The organism is Marivirga sp. (assembly GCF_035704835.1).
GTDB lineage: Bacteria > Bacteroidota > Bacteroidia > Cytophagales > Cyclobacteriaceae > Marivirga.
The window spans coordinates 25,401-50,787 of record NZ_DASSWQ010000006.1 but is presented as its reverse complement, the minus strand read 5'-3'; the positions used below and the strand labels follow the sequence as shown (position 1 = coordinate 50,787).

Genomic DNA, 25,387 nt, shown 5'->3' with positions numbered 1-25,387 from the left:
TTCTATAATTATTTAGTTCGCATATGTATGTCTCTTTGCGGAAATGGAACTTCAATATTCTGCTTAACAAATTCATTGTTAATAGCTTCCATATTATCCCAATATACTGGCCACAAATTATCTGTATCTGTCCAAACCCTAACACTTAAGTCTAATGAGCTCTCTCCAAAGTTGGTAAATTTTACTACCGGTGCCGGATCAGTATGAATTCTTTCATCTTTTGATACTGTATCCAGAATGATTTCTCTGACCTTAGCAATGTCGGAGCCATAAGCTACACCAACTTTAAGCTCTGCTCTTCGAGTGTCTTTGATGGTGGTATTAGTGACATCTGCGTTAGCTAATGCCCCATTTGGCATCACAATTACCTGATTATCAAATGTTCTTATATAGGTATGAAGAATGTCGATTTTCTCTACTACCCCAAAATAACCCTTAGCTTCAATGATGTCATCTACGCGGAATGGTTTCGTAACTAAAATTAAAATACCACCTGCAAAGTTCGATAAACTTCCCTGCAGGGCTAAGCCTATAGCTAAGCCTGCTGCACCTAATACTCCGAGAATTGCGGCAATTTTTATATCAATGCTCTGTGCTATTACTAATACTAAAGCGATATAAAATACAAAGCGAAAAAATGAGCCTAAAAAAGCCACAAGAGAAACATCTAATTCGGATTTTTTGAAGGCTTTATTGATTCCCTTCATGAGGTAACCAATAGTAATTCTACCAACAATAAATATGAGAATCACCTTGATTAATGCTATTCCTATTTCAATAGCATAAGTATAAATTTTATCTAATAATTCTGGATCTAATTGTTCAAACATTTTAATATGGTTTGGTAAGTTTTAGTTTATTTTTGAGTTAAATGTACTGACATACATTATTTTATCGGATTAATCCGTTTATGGTTTCATTTCCTTGATATAAGCATCTACACCACTTTCCAAATCAGTAAATTGATAAGGGTATCCTATTGTTTTTAATTTTTCCATTTTTGCTTCGGTGAAATATTGATATTTGTCACGGATATCTTCTGGTGTATCTATAAAACTGATTTCCTCTTTTTTACCCATAGATTTGAAAACAGCTTTTACTAAATCTAAAAAAGTACGAGCTTTTCCGCTACCCAGATTGTAGATTCCTGAATTTTTTCGGTGATGCATCAACCAAATCATCACATTTACTACATCATCCACAAAAACAAAGTCTCTCATTTGCTCTCCGTCATTAAAATCAGGATTGTGAGATCGGAATAATTTCATTTTACCTGTTTCAGAAATCTGCTTATAAGCGTGGAGAATCACACTTGCCATTCTGCCTTTATGATATTCTCGTGCACCGTAAACATTAAAAAACTTTAATCCTGCCCAGTAAAAAGGCTTTTTTTCTTGCTGAAGTGCCCATTTGTCAAATTCATTTTTTGATATTCCGTACGGATTCAGTGGTTTCAATTCAGGTATTTTGTTTTCATCATCATCATAACCTAATTCGCCAAGACCGTAAGTTGCAGCAGAACTTGCATAAATCAGAGGAATCTGCTTTGAAACGCACCTTTTCCAGACCTCTTTTGTGTAATCTGTGTTAAGTTTATTTAAAAGAGCAGTATCAAATTCGGTAGTATCTGTTCTAGCACCTAAATGAAATATAAATTCAATTTCTTTATCATTTTGTTTGTCGAGCCATTCAAAAAACACTTCTCGTTCAACTTTTTCTTGAATTTTTAAATCCTCCAGATTTTTATTTTTTTCAGCATTATCGAATTTGTCTACAGCAATAATGTGGTTAAAACCATCTGAATTAAGTTTTTTAATAAGATTAGATGCAATAAATCCAGCGGCTCCCGTAACTATTATCATGCGATTTATGTTTTTGTAATAAGCTCTTTAAGCAAAACTATTTATTATAAATGAATAAACGTATATTTGCAGCCTAAAAATTAAGATTGACATGGTTTACGTTAATCGTAAAGAACATTTTAACGCAGCGCACAAACTTTTTAATCCGAACTGGAGTAGAGAGAGAAACGAGGAAGTTTTTGGTCCTTGTGCCAATGAAAATTGGCATGGTCATAATTTTGAACTAATTGTGACTGTAAAGGGCGATCCTGATCCTGATACTGGATTTGTAGTGGATTTAAAAAAGTTAAGTACTTTAATTAAATCAGAAATTATTGATAAGGTGGATCATAAAAATCTTAACATGGATGTTCCCTTCCTAGAAGGTAAAATGGCAAGTTGTGAAGTGATAATTGCTGAATTTTGGAAAATTCTAGAGCCTTCAGTGAAAAAACTACAGGCTGGTTCCAGTCTACACAAATTAACACTTTATGAAACACCACGAAATTTTGTGGAGTATTACGGCTAATATTCTGTTATGACATTTTTGAATAAAATTTTATAAAAAAACTTAATTATCCTTAAATCATATCTCAAAATCAAAACGGTATTTATAAATTGCGCTAATGGAAAATTTTGTTGTATCAGCAAGGAAATATAGACCAAAGGGTTTTGATGAGGTAGTAGGGCAGAGCCATATCACGACTACTTTAAAAAACGCAATTGATAATGATCATTTAGCACAATCGCTTTTATTTTGCGGTCCCAGAGGAGTTGGTAAAACCACTTGTGCTAGGATTTTGGCAAGACTGATCAACGATTTTGAGGTAGATAATATGGAAGGTTCATCCTCTCTAAATATTTATGAGCTGGATGCTGCTTCAAATAATTCAGTTGATGATGTACGTAATCTTATTGATAAGGTAAGGGTACCGCCTCAGCACGGTAAGTATAAAGTCTATATTATAGATGAGGTCCACATGCTTTCTAACGCGGCCTTTAATGCTTTCTTAAAAACATTAGAGGAGCCACCATCCTACGCTATATTTATTTTAGCAACTACTGAAAAGCATAAAGTTATTCCAACTATCCTTTCAAGATGTCAGATTTATGATTTCAACAGAATTAAAGTTTCTGATATATCCGATCATTTGAAAGATATTGCTGTGAGAGAAGGGATTGAAGCGGAAGAAGCTGCATTGCATCTTATTGCTCAAAAAGCAGATGGTGCTTTACGTGATGCACTTTCCATTTTCGATTTGATTGTTACTTTCTCCCCTGATAATAAAATCACTTATCAGGCTACGATTGATAATCTTCATATATTAGATTATGATTATTATTTTAAAGTGACTGATGCTTTAAATCAAGAAAAAATACCAAATGCTTTATTACTGTTCGATGAGATTTTGAAAAAAGGCTTTGATGGTCATAATTTCATTAATGGTTTAGCTGCTCATTTTAGGGATTTGTTAGTTTGTAAAGATGCGTCAACGCTTCAGCTTTTAGAAGTTTCGGAACAGGTAAAAGAGCAATATAAAAAACAAGCTACTGAAGTTTCGTCTTCATTTATTCTTTCTGGACTTCAGATTTTAAATCAGACTGATCAAGCATACAAAGCCAGTAAGAACCAGCGTTTAGTGGTTGAATTGGCTTTAATGAAGTTAGCAAAAATTAATAATGCTATTGATTTGGCTAGGCAACAAGATGCCGTTTTAAAAAAAAAAGTGAGTTAAGTCAGTCCGAAAATAACGATGCTCCAAAGTCTGCAGTAAAAAGTAAGTCACTTGCCGATCAGATTGCTGCAAAAGCAACAGAAAGTAAACCCTTAAAGTCATCACCCTCTATTCCTAAGCCTGGTGAAAAACTTCATCTAACGAAGACTGAAGCCAAACCTGAAGTGTTGGAAGTAGAGTCTGAGAGAGACTCTTTAGAAAATGCGTTAAGTGAGGAGAAAAAAGATTTTAATGAGGCAGATTTGAAGCTGGCAATTTTGGAGTTCATAAAGAAAAATAAAGTTGGTCCAGTCGTGGAAAATTCCCTTAAAAACTCTGTTAAGCTTGATGGAGAAATGATTGTGGTGGAATTAACGAATCCAGTGGAGGTAGATGGGTTAGAGAGAATAAAATCAGATCTTTTAAATTCTATTAGAACTAAATTTCAGAATTCATCAATTCAGTTGGAGCATAAAGTGAATAAAGAAAAGGTAGCGGACAGACCTTATACTGCAAAAGATAAATTTGAAGCTATGCTAAAAGAAAATCCTTTGTTAGGAAAGCTTAGAGATACATTTGGCTTGGATACAGATTACTAATCCTCTTCTATAATTCCTCTCAAATGATGTTGAAGCACTGAATCGCTATTGATATTAGTGTTAGTGTTTTTCACTTCGAAATCAATATTGAAATGCTTATAGTTTTCTTTCTGTTCTATTATTTCCCAATTGAACTCTCGAGCAACTTGATTGAAGGTTGCGTATTGTGTCTTAATTTCGGTTGTTAAATCAATTTCCTTATTTATTTTGATAGTTTTATCATTACCGAATCGATTTTGTGCAACTTCTATTTTGAGTTTATAATCATCATTATTAATCATCACCTTTTCTTCTACATTAAAATAAAAGGCGAATATCATTAACGCAGAATTAAAAAGTGCATGTTGTAAAAAGCCCCAGAAAAATCCTAAGTTCATTCTTAAATACGCTATTACAGTCCCCCCAATTATTTGTGGTAAAACCAAAAGAGGAGATAACAAAATAATTCCTATTGATTCATCTTTATAGTTGGAAATATGGACTGCACCAAAAGCAACTACAAATAGATAAAAGAAAATGGTGTAATATCTGAACCAGAAATTTCTAACTGTTTCTTTCCCAATTACAAGACCTACTAACTTGAATAGATAATTTCTTTTATAGTTAAGTGGTAATCGAAAGATAATTTCTTCAATAAAAGGGCTAATAATACCACCAGAAATAATAATCAAAGCAATACCGTAACTATTGGAAAAGTCCGATATCGCGTGGTTATCAATATCTAGCCCACTGAATTCTTGTATGATATAAATGATGACTACAGCCGGAATAACCAACAAAAAGTCTATTAGAATGAAAATCAATAATGACTTCCATTTTTCGCTGCTACTTAATTTATGGTGCCGTGGGTGAGGATTGGGTTTTTTTAGAAAAATTAAATAATCCTGAAAATTGGTTTTGATAAGGTTGAGCAATTAGGTTTTGGTTTAATAGTCTGTTAAATTTTTATTATAAGTCCAATATTCATCACACTTTTGAATTGAATACCCGCAACATTTCTAGTTTCTCCAGTTACTTCATTAATAATGAGTTCCTTAGATTTAATATCATCATCATAGATGAATTGCGTACTATAACTAGCGGAAAGAAATTTATTTATTTTAAAATTAAGTGCTGTTTCCCAATTGATATCAACATTCCCAAGTTTTTCATAATCAGCGAATAGGTTAAGGTTGGTTGTGAGATTAACATTTTCCCAAATGTCTTTTTGATAAGATGACGAAACGTTTATACCACCTTGAAATCTGTAAGTATCATCAGGAAAGACTCCATAAGCTCCAGCTGCAGATAAGCTATCATCATTGACAATAGTAGTTTTGGATGATAAGGGAGAGAATGTTACTTTAAATATTTTTTTGTATCTGTAAGTTAAGCCCACATTGGCTAATAGAAATCCTGGAGCCAAGAAACGAGAAATCACTACCATTTCATCATTCAGACCTTCATCAAATTGAGTTCTGAAGTCTATCATAGCAGAAATATAAATCCTGTTTTTTAGTTGACGGCTGTATTTTGAAGTTAGAATTATATTATCATCTGTTTTGAAAAATCTACTATCGGGACCACCTTGCCTTAATAAGCCATAGGCCATATCTAATCTATTGTCCCAAGCATTTTTTCCTTTAATATAACTGATATTGAAATTAGTAAGGCCTCCAACAGAAATAGAGCTTTGACCCCCACCATTCCAATTAGTTAAGTCAACTTGAGAAAAGTTTAAATTTAAGACAGTTTCTTTATCCCAATATGTGGTGTCTGATGGAATACTGTCGTTTTGAGCAAATGCTTCTAAACAAGTAAATAAAAAAAGGAGTATTATTGCGGATAACCTCATCATTAAAAAGTACTGTTTATGGGTAGCGAAATTTCTCAGTATAAATCAAGTGAACGAATTTCGTTCAAGGCATTTTCAGTAAGAGGTTTTGTGATGAATTTGATCACATGATCATTATTGACGATTTTATCAATGTCTCTTTTGTTATCAGAACTTGATAAAATGATGACTTTGCATTTGTCTTTAACAGTATCTGTGAATTTTTCAAATTCGTATAAAAATACAAATCCATCAACAATAGGCATGTTAATGTCCAAAAATATAATATTGGGAAGCTTATCAGGATCTTCCTTATGCTCTTCCAAATATTCCAAGGCGCTCTTGCCTGAATTTTTGATTTCAACGTGTTTTGCGAACTCAGTTATTTCTATGATACGCTTGCTAATGAAATTATCAGTATCATTATCATCAACAAGCATCACTAAATCAACAGTTTTTGTAGCTGTTACCATGTAATTTACCCTTGTAATCTCTTGATTAACTTTCTCTATTTAGAGTTATCTCTAAACATAAGTAAAGTTTTTTTTAATTAAAACATAAATCTTTCGAAATCCGATATTTTTTCGATAGACGCCACAAATGTAAGATATTGTAGCCAAGAATTTATGTAATGCGTTATTTATTTCTTTTTAATTAATATCAATTCACCGTCTCTTAAATTATAATCTTCCTTATTATTCCATTCCATAATTTCTTTCAAACTGACATTATACTTTCTTGCTAATGCATACATCGTTTCGCCAGGAGAAACTTTATGCTGAATCTCTGATGTAGCTATGGTTTTCTCAGCTTGTTTTTTTTGTGATAATATTGGTTCATTTTCTGGATTTTCTATATCCATTTTGTTCACTCTAATAACTTGTCCGATTGATAATGTATCTCTTATTTGAAGTGAGTTTACACTGAGAAGTCTTGATATTTTCATATCAAAGCGATTTGCTATGGCAAAGAATGTATCACCTTTCCGGATAGAATAATTCATTAATTCAGGTTCATCTTCTTCCATTTCTTCTATTACATCTGAAGATTGTAAAACTTCTTGCTCTGTTTCCAAGCTTTTTTCTAGCTGAACTACCTTTGACGAGTGCTCCGTTGAATCAAATGATAGAGCTGCAATCGAATCTCTGGAAAGAATGCTATCATTAATTTCTTTTTTAATTATAGTGGCATTTGAACTATCTGGTTCAGAATTAAGCTTTAATTCTTCCGATTCTAATGAGGAGCTTTTCTTAATTAAAGCTGTAGTATCCGAAGGTTCTTTTTTTACCTCTGGTGTAGCTTGAATCAGTGAATTTTCATTGTTTTGAGTCACCTTTACGCCAGTTTTTTGTTTGTTTTTTGGTGCTTCTCTATATTCAATTTCTACATTGGCAGGTCTATTATGACGTAACCATAAAACCCTTCCTTCTTTCGGTTCTTGAGGAGGCTCCATTCTATTTTTACGGTAAAGTTTTTTAAGCTTAAGTCCATATTTTTGACTGATTCCCCACATATTTTCATTTTGGGCTACTGTGTGATAATAAAACTTTGCACGATTTCTTTTTCGCCTTAAGTAGTAGATTCTTCCAGTTTCAAGTTCCTCTCTAATTTTAAGATCGTTCCATTTTCTAAATTTATATTCATCAACATCTGCTATTTCAGCCAATTTTTTAACAGTATACCCTTCAGGAGCATAAATACCATCTAAACCGTTAATCTCAACCTCATGAGGTATGGAGCGGTCTGATTTATTAGGATAGTTCTCTACTAAGGGAAATTTTTGTTGTTCGCTGTCGCTAAGGTTTCCTGGTAATTCCTTTACCGTTGTTTTTTGTTGCTTTTGTAGTTTTTCAATTTTCTCTAAATTTTTTAGAGGGACAATAACCGTATAATTCTTGTCTTCTGGAATATCTCCTCTTTTGAGCCATTTATTATACTCTTCTAACAGTTCAATGGAAACATTTTCTTCTTTGGAAATTTTTTTCAGTGAACTTCCTTTTACATTATCTATTTCTCGTAAATAATATGGTGGGTTTGAAGTACCCAGTGTATTTTCAAAAGCAACTTTATGTGCAAGGAATTTCTTTAAATACCAATACGTATCACTTGTAATTTTTAAGCTGCTTTTACCAAAATTATCCTCGTCAATTACATCTGCAGCACCACCTCGGCCTCTTTGGTAGGCAATTAGTGCATAGGCCCAGTTATCGAAATATTTGTTGTGGTCTTTTAAATAAGCTGCTGCTGCCCGACTCGATGAAACTATATTCATTCTTTCGTCCACTTGTCGGTCAATTCTTAAATTATTCTCTAAGCCAGAGATTTCTTTAAATTGCCAAAATCCTACAGCATTGCTGCTGGAAACTGCATCAGAAACTAAAGCGCTTTCTTGAATTACCAAATATTTAAAATCATCTGGCAAGCCCTCTTCCTTAAAAATCCTTTCAATAATGGGCATGTACATATCAACACGTTCCAATTTCTTTTGGAAATATTTTTCGCTTCTGGTAAGTGCATCTACATCAGCCTGAATATCTTTTATAGCCCCAGCAGTCAATCTTAAATCCATATTGGCAAATTCCATTCGGGAAGGAACTTGCTGGGCCCACAGCTTTGTGGAAAGAATGAAAATTGCGGTTAATAGAATGGGAAGTTTACTATTCATTTTTTTCTTAAAATCATTAATCCATCACGGATTGGGAATAATACGTTTTGAACCCTGTCATCTTGATGCACAAATTCGTTGAATTCCAGCATACTTTCAGTGTCTTTATCTAATTTTTTTCTGTTTTTCTCCAGCACTTTTCCGCTCCACAACACATTATCCACCAAAATATATCCACCTTTTCTGACTTGGTTAAAACAAAGTTTATAGTAGTTCAAATAATTTGATTTATCTGCATCTATAAACACCATATCCCAAGTTTTATTGAGTGTTGGCATGATTTCCAATGCTTTTCCAATTTTCATTTCAATTTTATCTGAAAATTCCGATGATTGAAAATATTCTTCTACCCTTTCTGCCAATTCTTCATTTACATCGATGGTAATGAGTTTGCCATTTTCTTTTAAACCTTCGGCCATACAAAGTGCGGAATAGCCAGTGTAGGTTCCAATTTCCAAAATATTTTCAGGCTGAATCATATGAGAAAGCATGGATAAAACCCGTCCTTGCAAATGACCACTCAACATTCTTGGTTTTAGCACTTCGGTATGAGTCTCTCTATTGATTATGTAAAGCAACTCATTTTCTGGCTCTGTATGAGCTTCGATATAGTTGTCTAAATCTGGGTCTAAAAACTCCATAATTATCTTCTTTTGGCTTTGTAAGTTAAGATGCTTAAGCGGTCCTCTGCGAAAATCTCATGGGCAGTATCTTGTAAATCCTTTGCTGAAACCTGCTTGATTTGCTCGAAAAGTTCATCCAAAGATTCAATTTTGTCTTTGTCAAGTAAACTTCTGCCCATCATCAGCATATAACTCATATTGTTTTCTTCAGCCATGGCTAACTGGCCCATAAGTTGCTGCTTAGCTACATGCAATTGCAAACTTCCCAAAGGTTTTTCCTGCAATATTTTCAATTCTTTTTTTACCAGCTTTATACTTTTAGGCAGTTGACCTGGGTCAGTTCCAAAAAATATACTAAAAAGTGCGGTGTCTGTAAATGGATGATAACCAGCATCGATGGCATAAACAAATCCATGTTTTTCCCGCAAAGCCATATTTAATCGGCTGTTCATTCCAGGGCCACCTAAAATATTGACCAACATAAAGAAAGCCAATCTTTTTGGATGATGAATAGGATAAGCTGTAGAACCAATGGCACATTGAGATTGTGAGATTTCTTTATCGTAATTTAAAGCATTGGGTTGATAAAGTTCAAAAGGAACTCTTTCTCTTTTTCTTTTATGGTGCGCAATTGGCTCTAAATATTTTTTAGTATAACGCTCTAATTTTTTCTCTGAAATATCACCTACTATTGAAAAAACAGTGCGCTCAGTATCTAAATTTTCCTCAATAAATTCCAAGAAGTGCTGACGGGTAAAGCTTTTCAGACTTTCTTCAGTCCCTAAAATATTATTCCCTAATGGATGTCCGGAGAAAATCACCTCATCAAATTGGTCTTGAATATCATCCTCTGGGGAATCTTTATACATCGCCATTTCTTCCAAAATGACTTGCCTCTCTTTCTCGATTTGCTTTTCAGGAAATATGGATTGGAAAGTGATGTCTACCAATAAATCCATTGCCTTATCCAGATACTGCTCTAAAACTGATGCATGGAAAAATATCTTTTCTTTGGTCGTGTAGGCATTTAATTCGCCACCTACGGAATCTAATCTATTGAGAATATGGAAGGTTTTTCGCTTTTTAGTGCCTTTAAAAGCCATGTGTTCCCAAAAATGGGCTATTCCCACTTGATGTGGTTTCTCATCACGGCTCCCGATGTCCAAAGCGAATCCGCAATGCACTATTTTTGAGTTGCTAACCGGCTGGTGGATAACTCTAATTCCGTTTTCTAAAGTCTTTATTTTATATTGAATCATTCATTCCCCGCTTAGGTGCAAAACTACAAATTATCTTTCTTTTTAAAGAAGTAATGAGCACGACAAAGGAAATTTATTTAGTTTTGTTTAGATTCATATTTTAAGAATTAATTTTTTATGCATATAGCTTTTGAAGCCAAACGTGCTTTCAACAATTTTACTGGTTTAGGTAATTATAGCCGATTTGTGATTTCTGCTTTGAAGGAGCACCATCCTGAGGAGCAATATTCACTTTATACTCCCAAAGTTTCAAAACGAGAGGAGGCTGCGAGTTTTTATAAGGTAAATAAAGCAATTACTGTTTTGCCATCAGGCTTGTGGAAAACTGGTTCATTGAAAAGTGTCTGGCGTTCAAAAAGGATTGGAAAATTGGCTGAAAATCAAAATGCTACTGTTTTCCACGGATTGAGTAATGAATTGCCTAGCGGATTGAAATCCAGCACCAAGAAGATTGTGACAATTCATGATTTGATTTTTCTGCGCTATCCTGATTTTTATCCAGTTATTGATAGAAAGATATACTCGAAAAAATTTAAGTCAGCTTGTAAAAAGGCGGATGAAATAATCGCTATAAGTGAGCAGACCAAAAACGATATAATTGAATTTTTTGATATTGATGCTACTAAAATCAATGTGGTCTATCAAGGGGTGCATCCTATCTATAAACAAGATTTGAAAACCAGACGCTTATTGTATTTATTAGACCAATACAGTTTACATCAACCATATTTTTTATATGTAGGCTCTATCGAGGATAGGAAAAATGCCAAGGATTTGGTGCAGGCTTTTAAACTAGTTTTGGACCAAGTAAAGCATGATTTGTTGCTATTGATAGTAGGTAAGAAGACGGACTATCAGCGAGAGGTAGAGAGAGAAATTAACGCTCTAAGGCTTGAGCAAAGTGTTCGAATCTATAATAATATCCCATTCACTGATTTACCTTATCTCTATAAAGGTGCAGTAGCTTCGGTTTATCCATCTAGTTTTGAAGGCTTCGGCATCCCTGTTCTGGAATCACTTTCTGTGGGCACTTCAGTAGTGACAGGAAATCAATCTGCCATGAAAGAGGCAGGAGGGGAGCATGCGCTATATGCCGACCCTAAAAATCATGAAGAATTAGCAGCACAAATGGTGAAATTAGCTGATGACAATGATTTTAATGAACATCTGATTAAGAATATAGACGCTCATTTGGCAAAATTTTCATCTGAGAAAATAGCTGGGGATTTGATGGGGGTTTATAAAGCCCCCTAACCCCCAAAGGGGGAAGACGCAAGGAGCTGATTGAATAGGTGATTAGGTCAGTACCACAGGTCAGACCGGAGGCAGCCAAGAAAGATAATTTAACCAACTAACTATTTGTCTGAACTAGAGTTTTACTTAAAACTTAATACTTAAAACTTAAAACCGATATTCAATTCATAATTATTTGTACCTAAGGCTTATATCAGTCAAATGATTCATGCTACTAATAAAATGATCGTAACCTTCTTCTTTACTTGTTTGGTTAATTTGTAAGAGGTGGTCAGGTTGGCAGAGCAACATTAAAAGCTTTAAATCATCAATAGATAATTTATTATGAAATTGGGCGACTAAAGCAGAACTTTGCTTCAATAAAGCTTTTTGCAATGGATTATTGGTGTAATCTTGGATTTTATGTTCCCAAGAAGGCGAACTTAATGGTAAGCTCACTGCATAAACGGAGTGTTCATCTTCATTATCCATCAAAAATAATTCCTGAATCTGCTTTTCATTTGATATATCCTTATCTATAAAATCTGATGTATAGGCACTTCCATATCCATTTACCAAGCTGATTTGAAAGTTATCAGGGCCATCCCCATTTGAGAGTAAAATATTGAAAGGTTGTGCAGTGTTCGATTTATAAACCTGACCAGAATGCTTTCCTGCCAAATGCCATGTGTTTGCTGTAGCTATAATGCCTTGATAGCCCAAAGATTTCACGATTTCAGCAATTTGGTCATCATACAAACAAGCTGTATTTATGAACATGCCTGGTTTTTTGTCAAAATATTCGCTCAAACCTTCCAAATATAGGTCTGCTTCTTTCTTGAAAAGAATGGGAGAGCACAAATAACTGAAAGAGTGAAAAGCACATGAACCTACCAATTGAATTTTCCCTGCATTGACTAGTTTTTTGATTTCAAGTACTAGACTTTTGTCCTGTAGATTTAGGAAGCCTAAAAAAGGAATACTGAAATAAACCAATGGCGATTTATTTTCCTCCGCCATTTTCAAAACAGTTTGTAGTTTTGGAAGAATGGTGTTGGTGAAATTATCAGCAAAATCTTTCTGACTTTTAGCTTCATCAATAGCCGGCAGATTTTTGCCAATATCTAAAAAAGACAATTTTTTCACCTCCAGTGGGTGATTAAAATGTATGATTTGATAATTATCCATTTTTCAATTCTTGCTTTAAAGCTGAAAATATTTCATCTGAAACCGTCTTCCAATTTCTTTTCTTTAAGGACTCTGCATTATCTTTTGCAATTTTCAATGCTTGCTGTTTATTGGTTAAAATCTCTCTTACAGCACTTACATAACCTTTTACATCAGTTGGTTTTAAAGTGGGGACATCCTTCAATACTTCTGCAACACCACAATTTTTAGATAAAACAATGGGTAATTCTAGACTAGCTGCTTCCAATGCTGACAACCCAAATGGTTCTGATAAGGAAGGCATTACCATCACTTGAGAAGCTTTCATAATGGCGAAAACATCTTCTTGTGGCAAATGACCAGTAAAATGAATTTTATCTAAAATCGCTTTTTCAGTGCAAGTGGCAATCATTTCTTCTAATAATTCTCCTTGACCTGTAACCACAAAACGAAGATTTTGCTCCTTTTTCAATAAAGCTTCGGCAATTTCAATAAATGTTGAAGCTCCTTTTTGAAGGCTCAATCTTCCGCAAAACAAAATGATATCTTCCTCAAATGGAGCTTTGTAAGCTGAAGCTTGCAATTCATCAATACCATGGTGAATCACTTTGATTTTTGATGCTTTGATGCCGTATTCTTTTACCATTATTTTTTTATGGTATTCGCTTACCGCAATTACTAAATCAGCTATTTGCATGCCTTCTTTTTCCAAATCGAATAGCCATGAATTGCTTTTTTTGCCGCTTCTGTCATAATCTAAAGCATGGACATGCAGTACAAATGGTTTACCGCTCAGTTCCTTCAATTTATTTGAAGCAGGAATTGCAGTCCAATCGTGGGCATAAATAATATCAAAATCTAGATTTCTACTTTTAGAAATGATATTTTGGCTGAAATCCTCCAATGCTTCTCGGACTGAGAATTCTATATTGTCATTTTGATGGTGTTCTATTTCAACGCTGCCTGCATAAAAATAAGGATTCAGCTCACTTTTAACAGTAAGGTGGACCAAATCTGCATTTAATTGCTTCTGGTTGGTTAATTTTTGTCGGGTCATTGTTTCTGTTCTGGTGGTTTCCACCTCCTGCTCAGCTAATTCATTTGCGCTCTCCACTGAAAATAGTTTTAAGTGCACATTTTTAGCCAAATGCTGAGCAATATGATAACAAGCAATTCCCAATCCACTGTTTTGCGGATTTGGATTTCCGGGTCCAATCATCAATACCTCCATAAGCAATAATTTTTAAGGTTTACTGTTCATTAATTTCTAACGTGCTAAAATCTCTATCGATTATGATTTTCGATTCATTATTAGCGCTAATTGTATTCCCATCTACGGTTAATTTTTCAACATATCCAAAACCATGTAAATGAATTTCGAATCCTTTGGAACCCGATTCATATTCTGATTCCATATTATGTTGAATGACAATAAGTTTATCTATGGCTTTCTGTGTAAATGTGTGCAAAGTGCTGATGCCCATTTCAAAATCTTTTGAAATTCCATCATCTTCATACAATTCACTAACCGTCTCATTTGATGCTTTATAAATATGCAATTTGATGTTTTCAGGTACAAACTCATCCATATACTGCATCTTGTCTTGCATAGGAATTATAGCACCAGCTTTTACAAACATTGGGATTTGTTCTAATGGTGTCTCCACAATGATTTCTCTTTTACCTGAAACCAGCTCATTCGTCCAGTAGTTATACCATTCGCCTTGAGGTAAATACATCATTCGCTCATTCACTTTAGGTGAGGAAACTGGGCAAATCAATAACTGCTGTCCCAATAAAAATTCTTCTTCCCGGTCCAAAGTTTCTATATCATCCTGATAAGCCAGTGAAATAGACCTCAACATAGGTTTGGCATATTCTGCATATTGCCAGAAAGTAGTGTAGAGATACGGCATGATTTCATATCTCAATTCAATAAATTTTCTAACAATGTTCAAGTATTTATCTTCAAACTGCCAAGGCTCTTTATTTCCATGGTCTCCTGATGAATGTGTTCTGAAAAATGGATGGAAAGTAGCCATTTGAATCCAGCGCGTGTATAATTCCCCATCCGGAGCACCAATAAATCCGCCTACATCTGAGCCAGCAAATGAAACTCCTGATGCACTTAACCTTTGGCATTGCACATTGGCAATTTTTAAATGCTCCCAAGTAGCAAGGTTATCTCCTGTCCAAACTGAACTGAATCGTTGAATTCCAGCATAAGCAGAACGGGTGATGGTAAAGCTTCTATTATTTCCTGCAAATTGCTCCAGACCTTCATAAGTTGCTCTTGCCATTTGCATACCGTAAACATTATGCCCTTTTCTATGGCTGCATGGATGGCCGTCATAATCATGCCTTACATCTCTCGGAAAAGTGCCTTCCTCAAATACAGCAGGTTCGTTCATGTCATTCCATACGCCAGCTACTCCATCTTGCGAAAGTCCACCAAACAAGCCAGACCACCATTTTCTGGCAGCAGGATTAGTGAAATCAGGGAAATGGCAAGGACCAGGCCAAACACTGCCTTTAAATCTTGCGCCATCCATTCTTTGACAGAAATAATCGTGATAAACACCTTGTTGGAACACCGTATAAAGCGGGTCGATTTTAATTCCTGGGTCAATGATGACAATGGTTTTAAAACCCTCAGTTTTCAAATCTGCAATCATCTTTTTAGGATTCGGGAATCTTTCGTTATTCCATGTAAAACAGCGATAGCCATCCATATAATCTATATCCAAATGGATGACATCGCAAGGAATTTTTTTCTCCCGAAAAGTTTTGGCAAGTTCTCGAACAGTGCTCTCTGGGTAATAACTCCACTTACTTTGATGATAACCCAGTGACCACTTTGGTGGCATTGGAGATTTCCCTGTGAGTTCTGTGTAATCCTGCACTACATTTTCCAAGTGCGGACCATAGATAAAATAATAGCGCATTTCTCCTCCTTGAGCCCAGAAGCTTAAAGCTTCTTTTCTTTCATGCCCGAAATCAAAGAAGGTTCTAAAAGAATTGTCTAAGAAAATCCCATAACCTTCGCCATCATTTAATCCCATGAAAAATGGAATGTTTTTATAAACAGGGTCAGTTTCATTGCCATATCCATAACAATCTGTTCCCCATAACTCCCTACGGGTTCCGTTCAGGTTCAATCTGCCAGTTTTATCACCTAGGCCATAGTATTTATTTGATTTTGAGGATTTTAAAGTAGAAATCACCACATGCCCACCAAATCGTTTTTCATCTTTCCAGTGATATCCTTTTTCATCTTCAATTAAAACCTTTCCATTTTTATCTAGAATTTTTATAGTGGCATTTGATTTTTTTATAATGCATTGCAATAATTCCGTCTTGATGATTAACGAATCTTGTAGTGCTTCAAACTGGTATTGGGTGTTTCCAAGTTCAAATTCAGGGTCAATGGCATAAGAAAAATCTTCTTCAAAATAACCATCATTGGCATACCGGAATTTTAAAATTTTCTCATTGATTATTCGCAATTCCATGGTAGAATGCTGGGCATATATCTTTACCCTGCCTTTCTTTTGTTTCCAGCTGATGATTCCTCCAGGGTAAAATTCTTCTTCCTTTTGCTCTTTAAATTTTTCTATGTAATTACCTTCAAAATCCTTTTCAGGTTCCTGAGTACTGCCTTTATTCTCTTCCATACTAAAACATTAATAATTGGCGATATAACGCTATTTCTTATACAAATTAACTACTTATTGTAATGAATACACTAAGTAGTTCTTTATTTTTTTTAATTTAAGGTTTATTATGAGAACGTCATTTTATTGTAATCTAAATACAGTATTTTTTCTATATTCCATTAAAAACGGAGAATTTTCTCATAAATTAAATAGAGCTTTTATGAAATTATGAGAAAGAATAGAATAATCGCCTGAAAATTAGAAGTAATTGACTATATTTTTCAATTCTAATAGTAGAATTCCTTTTTAACATTTAATTCCAATTACTTAGAAACGCACTGATATGAATGAAGATAATAATATTGATAATCAGAAACACATTTTAACAGAAATTGCCTGGGAAGTTTGCAATCAGGTAGGGGGGATTTATACGGTAATTCGCTCTAAAGTTCCCACAATGGTTAAAAAGTGGGATAAAAATTACTTTCTGATAGGTCCTTACGCACCCAAAGAAGCAGCCACTGATTTTGAGGAAGCCGAATTTGGTCATTCTATTATTGATGAAACATTAAGAATTTGCAGACAAAAGGGTTTACATATTAAATCTGGATATTGGTTGGTTTCAGGAAGACCGCAAACCCTTTTGTTTGATCATAAGTCGTCTTTTCAAGAATTAGGAAATATTAAATATTACTACTGGCAGAATCATGGCATTGATTTTAAAAATCAAGACCCTCTGATGGATGAAGTGTTAGCTTTTGGTTATATGGTGCATATTTTCCTTTCCGAAATGACTCGGGTAGCCATGGCTCAGAAAATTAAACCGTTAGCTCATTTCCATGAGTGGATGGCAGGTTCTGCAATTCCCAATTTAAGAAGAGACCAAGTGCCGTTACAGACGGTTTTCACTACTCATGCCACACTTTTAGGTAGATATTTAGCCATGAATGATCCGCAATTTTATGACCATCTTCCTTTTATGGATTGGCATAAAGAAGCAGTTCATTTTAATGTGGAGGCAAATGTTAAATTAGAACGTGCCTGTGTTCATGGTTCTCATGTTTTTACAACTGTTAGTGAAGTAACGGGAAAAGAATGTTTTCATTTGTTGGGAAGAAGTCCAGATAAGATACTTCCTAATGGCTTAAATATTGAACGATTTTCTGTTTTGCATGAAGTTCAAAATCTGCATCATAAATATAAGATGTTACTTGAAAATTTTATCATGGGTCATTTTTTCAAGAGCTATTCTTTCGATTTGAATAAAACGCTTTACTTTTTTACTTCAGGTAGGTTTGAGTATTCGAATAAGGGCTATGATTTAACGCTGGAGGCTTTAGCTCGCTTAAATCATAGGCTGAAAGAAGCTAAATCACCATTGACTGTAGTGATGTTTTTTATCACTCGCCAGCCAGTTCATTCAATTAATCCTGATGTATTAAATGCGAGGGCAATGTTGGATAAAATCAATACCAACTCCAATGCCATTGTAGAGCAGATTAAAAATAGATTATATAGACAAGCTGCTTCCAGTAAGGGTGATCATAAACTACCCAATTTAAATGACATGGTAGATGATTATTGGAGATTGAGGCACAGAAGGACAATCCAGGCTTGGAAGTCAAAAGAATTGCCACCCGTTGTCACCCATAATCTAGTGGATGATACCAATGACGAAATTTTAAATTTTTTAAGAAGCGCCAACCTTATCAACAATGAATCCGATAAAGTTAAAATAGTCTATCATCCTGATTTTATTTCATCCACGAATCCTTTATTCGGAATGGAGTACGATGATTTTGTGAGGGCCTGTCATTTGGGAGTTTTTCCAAGTTATTACGAACCTTGGGGATATACTCCGTTAGAGTCATTAGCAAGAGGAGTTGCCTCGGTAACTTCCGACTTGTCAGGATTTGGTGATTATATGAAGAATGTAAGCATCGGTGATCAAAAACACGGAATGTTTATAGTCAAAAGAGCCAATAAAAGCTTTGATGAAGCGGCTGAAGAATTAACAAATGTGATGTGGGAATTCACTCAAATCACAAGCAGAGAAAGAATTGATATGCGTAATATGTCAGAAGACTTGTCAGAAGTTTTTGATTGGAAGAATTTATATAAAGCCTATGAAAATAGTTATAAGATGGCTTTAGAAACTTATTTTTAAACCTAACAACCTAAATTTATGGACGATAAACTGAAAGAAGATATTAGAAATGCTGGAAAATCATTGGAGTTAGTAGAACAACAACTAGACAGATTTAAGACGGGATTTCCATATTTGGCTATAGACAGACCCGCCACTATAGGAGACGGTTTAATTCAATTATCAGAGAAGAGTAAAGATGAATTCATAGCATTTTTTGAACAGCAAAGCGGAGACTACAATATGATAAAGTTTGTGCCTGCAAGTGGAGCTGCAAGCCGCATGTTCAAAAGGTTATATACTTTTTTGGAGGAAGATGAATCTCAAGCGGAAAAGGATGAATTTTTAAAAACATTCTTTGATAATATCCATAATTTTGCCTTTTCTAAAGCATTAAATGAAAAAATGATAGAAAGAAGCAATGGAATTGATGATGCTTTAAAAAAGAAAGAATATCAAACCATTGTAAAAGCTTTACTATTAGAAGATGGCTTGAATTATGGTAGTTTACCGAAAGGTTTATTAGATTTTCATGATTATAAATCGGGTATAAAAACCCCCATGGCAGAACATTTTACCGAAGGTGAAAACTATGCAAGAGGCACAGAAGGAAAAGTAAGATTGCATTTCACAGTGTCTCCTGAGCACCAGAAGCTTTTTGAAGAGCATGCTGAAAATGTAAGAAAAGGATTTAATGATTTTGATATTACCTTTTCTCAGCAAAAGCCAGAAACGGATACTATAGCGGTTAATCCTGATAATACTCCTTTTTATAATGAAGATGGAAGCATCTTATTCAGACCTGCAGGACATGGAGCTTTAATTGAAAATTTGAATGATTTGGAGCATGATATTGTATTCATCAAAAATATAGATAATGTTGTTCCAGACCATTTAAAGTTGAACACTATTCATTATAAAAAGGCTTTGGCGGGATTATTAATGAGCGTTCAAAGTAAATTATTTGGCTATCAGAATCAATTGGAGAGAAATATCAATGAACTGGAGCTTTTGGAAATTGAGAATTTCGCGCGAAAAGATTTGTTTTTAGTATTTAAAGAGGACTACGATCAATTAGAATTTTCAGAGAAAGTAGGCTATTTACAATACTTATTGCATCGTCCGATTCGAATTTGCGGTATGGTAAAAAATACTGGAGAGCCAGGAGGAGGTCCTTTTTGGGTGAGTGAAGAGGATGGTTCCTTGAGTCTTCAAATTGCAGAAACTTCTCAAATAGATCCTGATGATAAGGAAACCCAAGAAGCATTACGAAACGCCACTCATTTCAATCCGGTAGATTTAGTTTGCGGTATGAAAGATTTGCACGGAAGGAAATATGATTTGATAAAATACAGAAATCCTGAAACGGGATTTATTACTAGCAAATCAAAAGATGGGAAAGAATTAAAAGCTTTAGAACTGCCAGGATTATGGAATGGCGCTATGTCTGATTGGATTACGCTTTTTGTGGAAGTTCCATTATCAACCTTTAATCCTGTTAAGACGGTGAATGATTTATTAAGAGAAGAGCATCAGGCGGGATAATTTATTTTCATTATTTGTTTAATAAAAAACCTTTCAAAATGAATTTGAAAGGTTTTTTTGCTTTTACTACATTCCCTGTGCAACCAACCAAGCTGTAGTCCAAGCAGCTTGAAAGTTGAAGCCGCCCGTTACTCCATCAATATCTAAAACCTCGCCTGCAAAAAAGAGCCCGGGACATTTTCTACTTTCCATCGATTGCATGTTTACATCGCCTAATTTAACTCCGCCAGCTGTAACAAATTCTTCTTTGAATGTGGTTTTGCCAGAAGCTTCATATAAATCTGCGATGAGATTATTGATTAGCTTATTAAATTTCTTACCAGAAAAATTATTCCAGCGCAGTTCTTCATCTATTTCGCTTTTGGTTAGTAAATATTCCCACAATCTTTTCGGTAGTTGGAAAGGATTACTGTTGAATAGCATCTTTTTAGGATTTAGCACTTGAAATTCAGTTAAATTTTGACGAGTTTCTTCCTCATTAGCAGATTTGAGCCAGTTTACTAGCACAGAATATTCATAATTCTTTTCTTGTAAAATTCTGGCTCCCCAGGCTGAAAGTTTGAGTACTGCAGGACCACTTAAGCCCCAATGTGTTATCAATAATGGTCCTTGATGCGCTAATTTAGTGCCTGCTATTTTAACTTCCACATCTTGAACGCTAACACCAGATAATTCGGTAATAGTTGATGTTGGTAAATTGAAAGTAAATAGAGAGGGGACAGGCTCAGAAATGCTATGCCCTAAATTTGCCAGCCATTGGAAGCCATCTAATTTATTGTGACCTCCTGTGGCTATCAGGATTTTTTGGCATTCAATATTTTCAGATCCTTTAATACTTAGTGAAAATCCATCTTTAGTTTTCTCAATAGATTCCACAGAAACTTTTGTTTTGATATCAACTTTGTGCTTTTTACACTCATTTAAAAGACAATCAATAATAGTTTGTGAATCATCTGTAACGGGAAACATTCTTCCATCGAGTTCTGCTTTGAGCTTTACACCTCTGCTTTCAAACCAAGTGACAGTATCTAAAGTGCCAAATTGCTCAAATGCTTTTTTAAGTTTTTTATTGCCTCTCGGGTAGTTTTTGATAAGCTCTTTTGGCTCACTACAAACATTGGTGACATTGCATCTTCCGCCACCTGATATCTTCACTTTAGATAAAAGCTTAGAAGATTTTTCTAAAACTACTACCTTGGCATCATGATTTTTAGACGCAATGTTAATTGCTGCAAAAATGCCCGCAGCACCAGCTCCTATGATTATTATTTTGCTCAATCTTTACTTTAATCCTTCCTTAACCTCTTATATTCATTAATCAAACCATTAGTGGAAGCATCATGTCCAATTACTGGATTGTCATGCTCCAATTCTGGAAGAATTAAACCTGCTAATTGCTTACCTAATTCTACTCCCCATTGATCAAAGCTGAAAATGTTCCACAGAATTCCTTGAACGTAAATCTTATGCTCATAAAGTGCAATTAAGCTACCAAGACTTCGAGGAGTGATTTTCTTCATCAAGATAGAATTTGTTGGATTATCACCTTCAAATACTTTGAAAGGCACTAATTTCTCAATTTCATCTAAACTCAATTTTTTTTGTTCTAATTCCTGTCTTGCTTCTTTTTCGGATTTCCCATTCATTAAAGCTTCAGTTTGTGCAAAAAAGTTAGCCAATAGCTTTTGATGATGGTCGCCAATAGGATTATGAGAGACAGCAGGAGCTATAAAATCGCAAGGAATCAATTTGGTTCCCTGATGTATTAACTGATAAAAAGCATGCTGTCCATTTGTACCAGGTTCTCCCCAAACGATAGGGCCTGTTTGATAGGTTACAGGATTTCCATTTCTATCCACTGATTTCCCATTGCTTTCCATATTTCCTTGCTGGAAATAAGCTGCAAAACGATGTAAATATTGATCATAAGGTAAAATAGCTTCTGTTTCGGCATTGTAAAAACTAGTATACCAAAGTCCAATCAAACCTAAAAGCACAGGAGCATTATCGGAAAGTGGAGACTCTTTAAAATGATTATCCATTTCATGCGCACCCTTCAATAATTCTTCAAAATTATCATATCCAATGTTTAAGGCAATGGACAAACCAATAGCAGACCAAAGAGAATATCTACCGCCTACCCAATCCCAAAACTCAAACATATTGGCAGGATCAATACCAAATTTTTCAACTCCTGATTTATTGGTACTGAGTGCTATAAAATGCTTTTTAATGGAATGTTCAGAGCCTCCATTTTCTAAAAACCATTTTCTTGCCGTGTGGGCATTGGTCATGGTTTCTTGAGTGGTAAACGTTTTGGAAGCAATTAAAAATAAAGTGGTTTCCGGCTCGATTTTTTGCAATACCTCGGCAATCTGGGTAGCATCTACATTTGATACAAAATGACTTTCAATTCCTTTTACTTTATAAGGTTTTAAAGCTTCTGTTACCATCACAGGTCCTAAATCAGAACCACCAATTCCAATATTAACAATATATTTGATTTGCTTCCCTGAATAGCCTTTCCATTCACCTGAGTGTACATTTTGGCTAAAAGTTTTCATTTGTTTTCTGACTTTATTCACCAATGGCATCACGTCCTGTCCTGATTCCATTACTGGTTTATCAGAAAAATTCCGTAAAGCGGTGTGCAAAACAGCTCGATCTTCAGTTTGATTGATTTTATCACCCTGAAACATAGATTCAATGGCCTCGGGCAGTTCCATTTCAACTGCAAATTCTAAAAGTAAACTGAGCGTTTCTTCTGTAATTTTATTTTTGGAGAAATCTATGAAAAGTGATTCAGTATTTAGACTGAATTTTTCAAACCTGCTTTTATGCTCTTCAAAAAGTGATTTTAGATGATTATTTTTTGTATTCTGGTAATGCTGCTGAAGTTTCGCCCAGCTTTTGGTTTCGATCGGTGATATATATGTCATGGTTAAAAAATAAGGTCTTGTTCTTAAATGATTTACAAAGTTAAATTCTATCCTATAAAATGATAGTTTTCAATAGATTTTTTAAAAATATTGAATTCAAGTTGTGAACCTAAATTTTAGCTTACATTTTTATCATCAAACAAAAAGAGGATTTATCGTTCGATAAATCCTCTTTTTGTTTAGTCTACAATCTAATATCTAGGTTCTAGAATCTCTTAAGCTACTCTTAAGTTTTTGTATTTCGATTTCTCAAATTTAGTAGCCGCGTATTTTTCATCAATAATCAGCTCAGTTCCTGAAGACTCACCATCAAATTCAAACATAGCATCTGTCATAATTACTTCGCAAATAGATCTTAAACCTCTAGCGCCTAATTTAAATTCAACTGCTTTTTGAACAATGTAATCTAATGCAGATTCATCTAAAACTAATTTTATACCTTCCATGTCAAATAATTTGGTGTACTGTTTTACCAAAGCATTTTTTGGGTCTGTCAAAATTGATTTTAAAGTATCTTTACTTAATGGGTCCAAATGTGTTAGCACAGGTAATCTGCCAATCAGTTCAGGAATTAAACCAAAATTTTTCAAATCCTGAGCTGTGATATATTGAAGAAGATTTTCTTTATCAATTTCTTCTTCTCTCGTATCTGCTTTAGCAAATCCTAAAGGAGTTGTATTTAATCTGGAAGCTATACTTCTACTGATACCATCAAAAGCACCACCGCAAATGAAAAGGATGTTTTCAGTATCTACATTAATCATTTTTTGGTCAGGATGCTTTCTTCCTCCTTGTGGTGGAACATTTACTGATGTGCCTTCCAATAATTTCAACATAGCTTGCTGAACTCCTTCGCCACTCACATCTCTTGTTATAGATGGATTGTCTGATTTACGAGCGATTTTATCTATTTCATCAATGTAAACAATCCCTCTTTGAGCTGCTTCAACGTTATAGTCTGCAGATTGTAATAATCTGGTTAGAATACTTTCGACATCTTCACCTACATAACCTGCTTCAGTTAAAACAGTAGCGTCTGCAATACAAAACGGAACCTGTAAAATTTTTGCTAACGTTTTAGCTAAGTAAGTTTTACCAGTCCCTGTTTCTCCTACCATAATGATATTCGATTTTTCAATCGTAACATCGTCTTTAGTAGATTTTTGCATCAATCTTTTATAGTGATTGTAAACAGCAACTGACATTACTTTTTTGGCTTCATCTTGCCCTACAACATACTGGTCCAAATGATTTTTCATTTCAATTGGTCGAATAAGATTGAATTTCGGGTCTTTTGAAGATGATTTTGTTTTAACTTCCTCTTGCAAAATTTGCTGCGCCTGAGCAATACATTTATCGCAAATATGCGCATGAATGCCTGATATCATCAAATCAACATCTTTCTTGTTTCGTCCACAAAAGGAACAGGTTACTTGTGTTTTGTCTTCAGCCATTATTTTTTCGCTAATACTTCATCAATCAATCCATATTCCTTAGCTTCTTCTGCTCTCATCCAGAAGTCCCTGTCAGAATCTTTTTCAACTTGCTTATAAGTTTTTCCACTATGTTTAGCTAAGATATTATATAAATCTTCTTTAACTGATAGCGTTTGTTTTAAGGATATCTCCATATCTGAAGCTTGTCCTTGCATTCCACTCATTGGTTGGTGAATCATGATTCTTGAGTGTGGCAATGCTGACCTTTTCTTTTCAGCCCCACCAGCAAGTAATACAGCCCCCATACTTGCAGCCAATCCAGTACAGATAGTTGCTACGTCAGGAGAGATGAAGTGCATAGTGTCATAAATCCCCAGACCAGCATAAACTGAACCTCCTGGGCTATTGATATAAAGGCTGATGTCCTTCTTTGCATCTACTGACTGTAAGAATAATAGTTGAGCGGTAATTACATTGGCGATATTATCATCTACTTGCATTCCCAAGAAAATAATTCTATCCATGATTAAGCGGGAAAAAACATCTATTTCCCTGAAATTGGTGGGGCGTTCTTCAATTACAGCTCTGGTCATGTTTTCAACCCGCTGTACATATGAATCCACCATACTACCTGATAAGCCTTCGCCTTTAACGGCAAATTTCCTAAATTCCTCTTTATTAATCATTTAAATATTTTTTTATAAGTACAAATTTAAAAAAAAAGTCCTTCTATAAAAGGACTTTTCAATT

21 protein-coding genes are annotated in these 25,387 nt (G+C 34.6%); 6 read left to right on the top strand and 15 right to left on the bottom strand.

Going from position 1 to position 25,387, the window contains the following annotated elements; translation table 11 throughout:
- Nucleotides 1–8 precede the first annotated feature (8 nt).
- Both VFM92_RS00690 and rfaD read right to left on the bottom strand, forming a co-directional pair.
- Nucleotides 9–830: a mechanosensitive ion channel family protein gene (locus VFM92_RS00690; protein ID WP_325120267.1), complete on the bottom strand. Its 822-nt coding sequence runs from the start codon at nucleotides 828–830 to the stop codon at nucleotides 9–11.
- A gap of 78 nt (nucleotides 831–908) precedes the next feature.
- Nucleotides 909–1,862, bottom strand: coding sequence for an ADP-glyceromanno-heptose 6-epimerase (rfaD, locus tag VFM92_RS00685; RefSeq protein ID WP_325120266.1), 954 nt, complete (start codon nucleotides 1,860–1,862; stop codon nucleotides 909–911).
- 91 nt (nucleotides 1,863–1,953) lie between these two features.
- Here rfaD and VFM92_RS00680 point away from each other — a divergent pair, with 91 nt between their 5' ends.
- The 3 genes from VFM92_RS00680 to VFM92_RS00670 all read left to right on the top strand — a co-directional run bounded on the left by VFM92_RS00680 (nucleotide 1,954) and on the right by VFM92_RS00670 (nucleotide 4,155).
- On the top strand, nucleotides 1,954–2,370 hold the full coding sequence (locus VFM92_RS00680; RefSeq protein ID WP_325120265.1) for a 6-carboxytetrahydropterin synthase: 417 nt from the start codon (nucleotides 1,954–1,956) through the stop codon (nucleotides 2,368–2,370).
- A gap of 97 nt (nucleotides 2,371–2,467) precedes the next feature.
- Nucleotides 2,468–3,577 (top strand): DNA polymerase III subunit gamma/tau, encoded by a 1,110-nt coding sequence (dnaX, locus tag VFM92_RS00675; RefSeq protein WP_325120264.1) that lies wholly within the window; start codon nucleotides 2,468–2,470, stop codon nucleotides 3,575–3,577.
- A gap of 167 nt (nucleotides 3,578–3,744) precedes the next feature.
- Complete coding sequence (locus VFM92_RS00670) at nucleotides 3,745–4,155, top strand: hypothetical protein (protein WP_325120263.1); 411 nt, start codon at nucleotides 3,745–3,747, stop codon at nucleotides 4,153–4,155.
- On the opposite strand, the gene VFM92_RS00665 is transcribed toward VFM92_RS00670, so the two are convergent.
- The 6 genes from VFM92_RS00665 to VFM92_RS00640 form a co-directional block, all read right to left on the bottom strand.
- The gene (locus tag VFM92_RS00665; protein ID WP_325120262.1) at nucleotides 4,152–5,069 is read right to left on the bottom strand and encodes a hypothetical protein; all 918 of its coding nucleotides are present in this window, start codon (nucleotides 5,067–5,069) and stop codon (nucleotides 4,152–4,154) included. The genes VFM92_RS00670 and VFM92_RS00665 overlap by 4 nt on opposite strands.
- Nucleotides 5,070–5,092: 23 nt before the next feature.
- A complete protein-coding gene (locus VFM92_RS00660; protein WP_325120261.1) occupies nucleotides 5,093–5,992 on the bottom strand; it encodes a DUF3078 domain-containing protein in 900 nt (299 codons plus the stop codon).
- Nucleotides 5,993–6,024: 32 nt separating this feature from the next.
- Nucleotides 6,025–6,441, bottom strand: a complete 417-nt coding sequence (locus VFM92_RS00655; RefSeq protein WP_325120260.1) for a response regulator — start codon at nucleotides 6,439–6,441, stop codon at nucleotides 6,025–6,027.
- A 167-nt stretch (nucleotides 6,442–6,608) separates the two neighbouring features.
- Nucleotides 6,609–8,633 carry a LysM peptidoglycan-binding domain-containing protein gene (locus VFM92_RS00650; RefSeq protein WP_325120259.1) on the bottom strand — a complete coding sequence of 675 codons (2,025 nt, stop codon included), beginning with the start codon at nucleotides 8,631–8,633 and terminating at the stop codon, nucleotides 6,609–6,611.
- A complete protein-coding gene (locus tag VFM92_RS00645) occupies nucleotides 8,630–9,274 on the bottom strand; it encodes an O-methyltransferase (RefSeq protein WP_325120258.1) in 645 nt (214 codons plus the stop codon). Before VFM92_RS00645 ends, VFM92_RS00650 begins: the two co-directional genes overlap by 4 nt.
- A gap of 2 nt (nucleotides 9,275–9,276) precedes the next feature.
- Nucleotides 9,277–10,515: a pitrilysin family protein gene (locus VFM92_RS00640; RefSeq protein WP_325120257.1), complete on the bottom strand. Its 1,239-nt coding sequence runs from the start codon at nucleotides 10,513–10,515 to the stop codon at nucleotides 9,277–9,279.
- 117 nt (nucleotides 10,516–10,632) lie between these two features.
- Here VFM92_RS00640 and VFM92_RS00635 point away from each other — a divergent pair, with 117 nt between their 5' ends.
- Nucleotides 10,633–11,769 carry a glycosyltransferase family 1 protein gene (locus VFM92_RS00635; protein ID WP_325120256.1) on the top strand — a complete coding sequence of 379 codons (1,137 nt, stop codon included), beginning with the start codon at nucleotides 10,633–10,635 and terminating at the stop codon, nucleotides 11,767–11,769.
- Between the two features lie 171 nt (nucleotides 11,770–11,940).
- On the opposite strand, the gene VFM92_RS00630 is transcribed toward VFM92_RS00635, so the two are convergent.
- From VFM92_RS00630 to VFM92_RS00620, 3 genes are read right to left on the bottom strand one after another with little or no spacing between them, the layout of a single operon-like run.
- Nucleotides 11,941–12,936, bottom strand: a complete 996-nt coding sequence (locus tag VFM92_RS00630) for a hypothetical protein (RefSeq protein ID WP_325120255.1) — start codon at nucleotides 12,934–12,936, stop codon at nucleotides 11,941–11,943.
- Complete coding sequence (locus VFM92_RS00625) at nucleotides 12,929–14,146, bottom strand: glycosyltransferase family 4 protein (RefSeq protein WP_325120254.1); 1,218 nt, start codon at nucleotides 14,144–14,146, stop codon at nucleotides 12,929–12,931. Before VFM92_RS00625 ends, VFM92_RS00630 begins: the two co-directional genes overlap by 8 nt.
- Before the next feature lie 19 nt (nucleotides 14,147–14,165).
- The gene (locus VFM92_RS00620; RefSeq protein WP_325120253.1) at nucleotides 14,166–16,589 is read right to left on the bottom strand and encodes a glycoside hydrolase family 31 protein; all 2,424 of its coding nucleotides are present in this window, start codon (nucleotides 16,587–16,589) and stop codon (nucleotides 14,166–14,168) included.
- A gap of 325 nt (nucleotides 16,590–16,914) precedes the next feature.
- Between VFM92_RS00620 and VFM92_RS00615 the strand changes: the two genes are divergently transcribed.
- Nucleotides 16,915–18,738 (top strand): glycosyltransferase, encoded by a 1,824-nt coding sequence (locus VFM92_RS00615; RefSeq protein ID WP_325120252.1) that lies wholly within the window; start codon nucleotides 16,915–16,917, stop codon nucleotides 18,736–18,738.
- A gap of 18 nt (nucleotides 18,739–18,756) precedes the next feature.
- Nucleotides 18,757–20,262 (top strand): DUF4301 family protein, encoded by a 1,506-nt coding sequence (locus VFM92_RS00610; protein ID WP_325120251.1) that lies wholly within the window; start codon nucleotides 18,757–18,759, stop codon nucleotides 20,260–20,262.
- Nucleotides 20,263–20,328: 66 nt separating this feature from the next.
- Here VFM92_RS00610 and VFM92_RS00605 read toward each other — a convergent pair whose 3' ends face one another.
- The 4 genes from VFM92_RS00605 to VFM92_RS00590 all read right to left on the bottom strand — a co-directional run bounded on the left by VFM92_RS00605 (nucleotide 20,329) and on the right by VFM92_RS00590 (nucleotide 25,323).
- Nucleotides 20,329–21,540: an NAD(P)/FAD-dependent oxidoreductase gene (locus tag VFM92_RS00605; RefSeq protein ID WP_325120250.1), complete on the bottom strand. Its 1,212-nt coding sequence runs from the start codon at nucleotides 21,538–21,540 to the stop codon at nucleotides 20,329–20,331.
- Between the two features lie 8 nt (nucleotides 21,541–21,548).
- Complete coding sequence (pgi, locus tag VFM92_RS00600; RefSeq protein WP_325120249.1) at nucleotides 21,549–23,201, bottom strand: glucose-6-phosphate isomerase; 1,653 nt, start codon at nucleotides 23,199–23,201, stop codon at nucleotides 21,549–21,551.
- A 215-nt stretch (nucleotides 23,202–23,416) separates the two neighbouring features.
- Nucleotides 23,417–24,655, bottom strand: coding sequence for an ATP-dependent Clp protease ATP-binding subunit ClpX (clpX, locus tag VFM92_RS00595; protein ID WP_325120248.1), 1,239 nt, complete (start codon nucleotides 24,653–24,655; stop codon nucleotides 23,417–23,419).
- Nucleotides 24,655–25,323, bottom strand: a complete 669-nt coding sequence (locus VFM92_RS00590) for an ATP-dependent Clp protease proteolytic subunit (RefSeq protein WP_325120247.1) — start codon at nucleotides 25,321–25,323, stop codon at nucleotides 24,655–24,657. The genes clpX and VFM92_RS00590 overlap by 1 nt, the downstream gene beginning before the upstream one ends.
- Between the last annotated feature and the right edge of the window lie 64 nt (nucleotides 25,324–25,387).